This is a genomic window from Promicromonospora sp. NPDC060271 (assembly GCF_042726755.1).
Taxonomy (GTDB): domain Bacteria; phylum Actinomycetota; class Actinomycetes; order Actinomycetales; family Cellulomonadaceae; genus Promicromonospora.
In genome coordinates this window covers 1-4,108 of the sequence record NZ_JBHXBG010000278.1, presented here as the reverse complement: position 1 = coordinate 4,108, position 4,108 = coordinate 1, and the positions used below count along the sequence as shown (strand labels likewise).

Below are 4,108 nucleotides of genomic sequence, written 5' to 3'. Positions count from 1 at the left end.
ATCGGCGAGTACCTGAAGCAGGCCGCCGAGGCGCTCCGCAAGACCGATGAAGAGCTCGCCAACGCGCTGAACAAGTAGTCCCGATGGCAGACCTTGTCGTCACCAAGGCGGTCCTGGAGGACTCCGCCAAGGATCTCAAGGCGATCAGCGACGAGTTCAAGAACATGTCCAAGCGGTGGGACAACGGCACCATCTGGGGCCACGACGTCGTGAAGAACGCCATGGACGACTTCATCGACGACTGGTGGGTCAAGCGGGAGAAGCTCCAGGTCCAGCTCGACAACCTCACGAAGAAGATGGACGAGGCGGCGAAGACCTGGACCGACACCGAGGACCAGCTCGCCTCGACCTTCGACCAGAAGTAGGCCCCCGCCCGCTGCCCAGGCAGCAGCCGCCGCACGTGTGACAGCAGCAGAAGAGGAGACGGATGAGCGCCGCCCGCACGGGGGACTGGCCACTGGTCGGTCACGACTCGGACCCGGTCCCGGCCGACCCCTCGGAGTTGGACAAGGTCATCGCCCACTACAAGACGATGTCCGAGGCCATGACCGAGCAGGCAGCCCTGCTCAAGAGGATCGGTGACGGCGACGTCCGTCTCCTCAAGGGGCAGTCCGCGGACGCCCTGCGCAAGCGCGCACGGGAGAGTGCCGGTGCCCTCGACAAGGCGGCCGCCCGGTACTCCGACGTGCACTCGGCGCTCGACGCCTACGAGCCGTCGCTGACCACCGCTCGGACCGACACGTGGAACGGTCTGCTCGAGGCGGAGAAGGCCGCGCGCGAGCTCCGGAGCGCCGAAGGTATGCCGGACCCGGTGGGCGCGCCCCGGCCGGACGACGCCAAGCCGCTGACCGACGACGAGAAGGCCCAGTCGGCGCAGCGCGAGTCGGCGATCAGCGCCGCCAGCTCCGGCATCGCCGCGGCCAAGCAGAAGGTGGCCGGCGCCCTCGAGGCACTCAGGGTCGCCGCGGAGGCCGCCTCCGCGAAGATCCGGGAGAACTGGAAGGTCGACGGCCTGCACACCTCGGGCTGGGACGCCTTCGTGCACCGGCTCAACAAGTTCCTCAAGGCGCTGGTCGAGATCCTGACGTACATCGGGATGGCGCTCGCGGTGCTGGCGATCCTCATACCCGGGCTGAACGTCATCGCGCTCATCGGCATCGGCGTCGCCGTGGTGTCGGTGGTCGCGAGCGTCATCCTCGCCGCCCAGGGCGAGGGAAGCTGGCTCGGTGTCATCCTCGGTGTGCTGAGCCTCGTGGGGATCGGCGTCGCGGCGAAGATGGCGAACAACCTCAAGGGCGTCCAGGGGCTCGGCCTGGCCAAGGGCGGGCCCGCCAAGCTGGACAGGCTGAAGATCGACTTCGCGAAGAACCTGCGCCTCCTGAACATCAGCAACAAGAACATGCGGCTGGATGCCAGCGCGATCTACAGCGAGCGGCTCTCGAAGGTGAGTCTCGAGATCAAGAACATCGCGACCTTCCTCGACAAGACCAAGGTGAGCCCCGGCTGGTGGCACACCTTCAAGAATCCGAGGTGGGTCCTCAAGGAGGACTGGAGCCGCCTCACCAAGGCGTGGCCGCGGGGCGACTACCGGTGGGACCGGCTCATCGGCGTCAGCGACATCAGGGACGTGGGCAAGATCGCGGGCAACATCGGCCTGTTCGGCCCGATCTTCCAGATCAAGCCGTGGATGTACGTCGGGCCCGTCGCCTACGGGCTCGGCTGGTTCGGTCGCCCGTTCAGCATGCTGAACCCCTCGTTCCTGAACCCGTTCGACCTGCGCAACACCAACAGCGGGTGGCACGACGCGAACTATTCCGGCCTGACCGGCGAGAACCCGGTCTGATGGCGGGCGAAGGATGGACCTGGCAGGTCGACCCGCCCGAGGGCTGGCTGCTCGTCCCCACGACCGCGACCCTGCCCGCCGACCTGCTCGCCGCGTGGGAGCGCGACGTCGCCGGGCTCGTCCGGTCGTCGTTGTTCGACGGGCCCGAGTCCGAGGACGGGTCGGGTTCCGGCGAGGATCCCGACGGCGTCCTGGACGCGGTGCGTGACCGGGTCGCCGCGGAGTCGGTGGCGAACCTGCGCGCCTTCGCCGACGGCGTGGTCGACGGCGGCGCCCTCGTCGTCGCCACGTTCCGGGTGCCGGGCTCTGCGCCGGTCCCGGTGCTCGCCACGGTCGGGGTCGAGCCGCTCGGCGACCCCGGCGACGACCTCATGACCGCGCTCGGCGCCAGCGGCGGTACCCCGGTCGCCCCGCCGAAGATCGAGCACGTCGACCTGCCCGACGGGGACGGCATGCGCGTGACGCGCCTCGACCTGGACCCGGTCAGCGGCGGCGCGTGGGTGAGCGTGTGCCTCGGCCGGCGCACCGAGCACGCGGACGCCGTCGTCGACACCGTGCTGCAGTGGCGGTCCCAGGACCTGCTGCAGGGCCCAGCCATGACCGAGCTGCTCGACGAGCTGCTGCCGGCCGTCAGCATCCTCAGGAGCGCACAGTGACCGACGAGACCCCGACCGCAGGACCCGTCGACGGCGAGCCGACCGACGGCAGGCCGACCGACGCCTGGGCCCTCCTGCTCCCCGCCGGCTGGGTCCGGTTCCCGACCGGTGAGGAGCACCTGCGCGACCTGGACGCGGCGATCGAGGAGGTGGTCGCGAAGGCCCTGCCCGCCGACCTGCCGCGCGACTCGGTCGAGCCGCACCGGCGCATGCTCGCCGACGGCCTGCGCTCCTCGTTCGCCGACGCGCGCGCCGCCGGAGCCGGGGCGGTGTACCTGCCGACGGAGCCGATGAACGGCGTGCTGATCCCCGGTTCGCTCACCGAGCTGGAGCTGGTCAGTGATCCGGGCAGCGACCCGCTCGAGGTGGTGGCGGAGGTGCTGGTCGACGGCTACGAGGAGAGCGAGGTCGTCGAGATCGACGGCCGGCCCGGCGTGCGCGTCGTCGAGACCACCCTCGACGCGCACCCGGACGGCGATCTCCCCGACGCCTCGACCCGGCAGGTCGTGTACGTCGTGTCCCGCGACGAGGCCGACGGCGAGTGGCTGGTCCTCTCGTTCAGCACCGTGTGGACCAACGAGGAGGGCGAGCGGCTCGCCGAGGCGCTCGTCTTCTTCTTCGACGCCGTCATGACCACCTTCCGGTGGGCCGGCCCCGGCGCGAACCCGCTGCACGTGCCGGAGGGGAGCGCCTCGTGACCCCTCTGGTGAGCGGGAAGCCGACCGACAAGTGGGCCTTCCTGCTCCCGCCGGGCTGGGCGCGGGTCCCGGCCCCCGGCACCGGCGCGGTGTACGTACCCACCGAGCGGATGGCGGGGATCGCGATCCCGGCGTCCATCACCGAGACGGAGATCTTCGGCGTCGCCGGCCTGAGCGCGACCGAGGTCGCGGCGAGCCTCCTCGGCGGGGCCCAGGGAAGTGATGCCCAGGGAAGCGATGCCCAGGGAAGTGATGCCCAGGAGCGTGATGCCCAGGAGAGCACCGTGGTCGACGTCGACGGACGTCCGGGCGCGCGGCTTGCGAGCACGCTGAGGGAGGCCCCCGCCGTGGCCGGCGGGCCGGCGGCCGGTACCCGTCAGGTCACGTACGTCGTCTCGCGGGACGACGTCGAGGGCGACTGGCTGGTGCTGTCCTTCAGCACCACGTTCAGCACCGGTCCGGACAGCGGGCCCGCGGAGCAGCTCGCCCAGACTCTCGTCGACTTCTTCGACGCGGTGATGACCACCTTCCGGTGGACCGGCCCGGGCGCCGGCCCGGTCGACCTGCCGGAGCGGACGGTCCCGGGCTCGGCATGAGCGATCGGTGTCGGCTCGGATTACTGACCAGGTTGTCAGTGTTCCCGTCCTAATATGTCCGGTTCGTGTACGATCGCGCTGTTTTCCTACGAGGCAATCGAGAGGACCGATCATGGCCAACATCAATGTGACCTTCCAGCAGATGGAAGATGCGGCCCAGCGCATCAAGCAGGAGTCGGACGACATGCAGCACAAGCTCGACCAGCTGCGGTCGCTCGTGGAGAACCTGGTGCAGGACGGCTACGTGACGGACAAGTCCTCCAAGCGGTTCGACGAGTCGTACAAGGAGCTCGACAAGGGTGGCAAGCAGGTCAT

Annotated in this window: 6 protein-coding genes; all 6 read left to right on the top strand. The window is 69.7% G+C overall.

Features of this window, described 5'->3' with window-relative positions; genetic code table 11:
- Positions 1–83: 83 nt before the first annotated feature.
- Positions 84–365 carry a hypothetical protein gene (locus ACFWE2_RS24785; RefSeq protein WP_377226870.1) on the top strand — a complete coding sequence of 94 codons (282 nt, stop codon included), beginning with the start codon at positions 84–86 and terminating at the stop codon, positions 363–365.
- 62 nt (positions 366–427) lie between these two features.
- Positions 428–1,843, top strand: coding sequence for a hypothetical protein (locus tag ACFWE2_RS24780; protein WP_377226869.1), 1,416 nt, complete (start codon positions 428–430; stop codon positions 1,841–1,843).
- Positions 1,843–2,499, top strand: a complete 657-nt coding sequence (locus ACFWE2_RS24775) for a hypothetical protein (RefSeq protein WP_377226868.1) — start codon at positions 1,843–1,845, stop codon at positions 2,497–2,499. The genes ACFWE2_RS24780 and ACFWE2_RS24775 overlap by 1 nt, the downstream gene beginning before the upstream one ends.
- Positions 2,496–3,197 carry a hypothetical protein gene (locus ACFWE2_RS24770; protein ID WP_377226867.1) on the top strand — a complete coding sequence of 234 codons (702 nt, stop codon included), beginning with the start codon at positions 2,496–2,498 and terminating at the stop codon, positions 3,195–3,197. The genes ACFWE2_RS24775 and ACFWE2_RS24770 overlap by 4 nt, the downstream gene beginning before the upstream one ends.
- Positions 3,194–3,793: a hypothetical protein gene (locus tag ACFWE2_RS24765; RefSeq protein ID WP_377226866.1), complete on the top strand. Its 600-nt coding sequence runs from the start codon at positions 3,194–3,196 to the stop codon at positions 3,791–3,793. Before ACFWE2_RS24770 ends, ACFWE2_RS24765 begins: the two co-directional genes overlap by 4 nt.
- Before the next feature lie 112 nt (positions 3,794–3,905).
- On the top strand, positions 3,906–4,108 hold a 203-nt coding region (locus ACFWE2_RS24760), incomplete at its 3' end, for a WXG100 family type VII secretion target (RefSeq protein WP_377226865.1).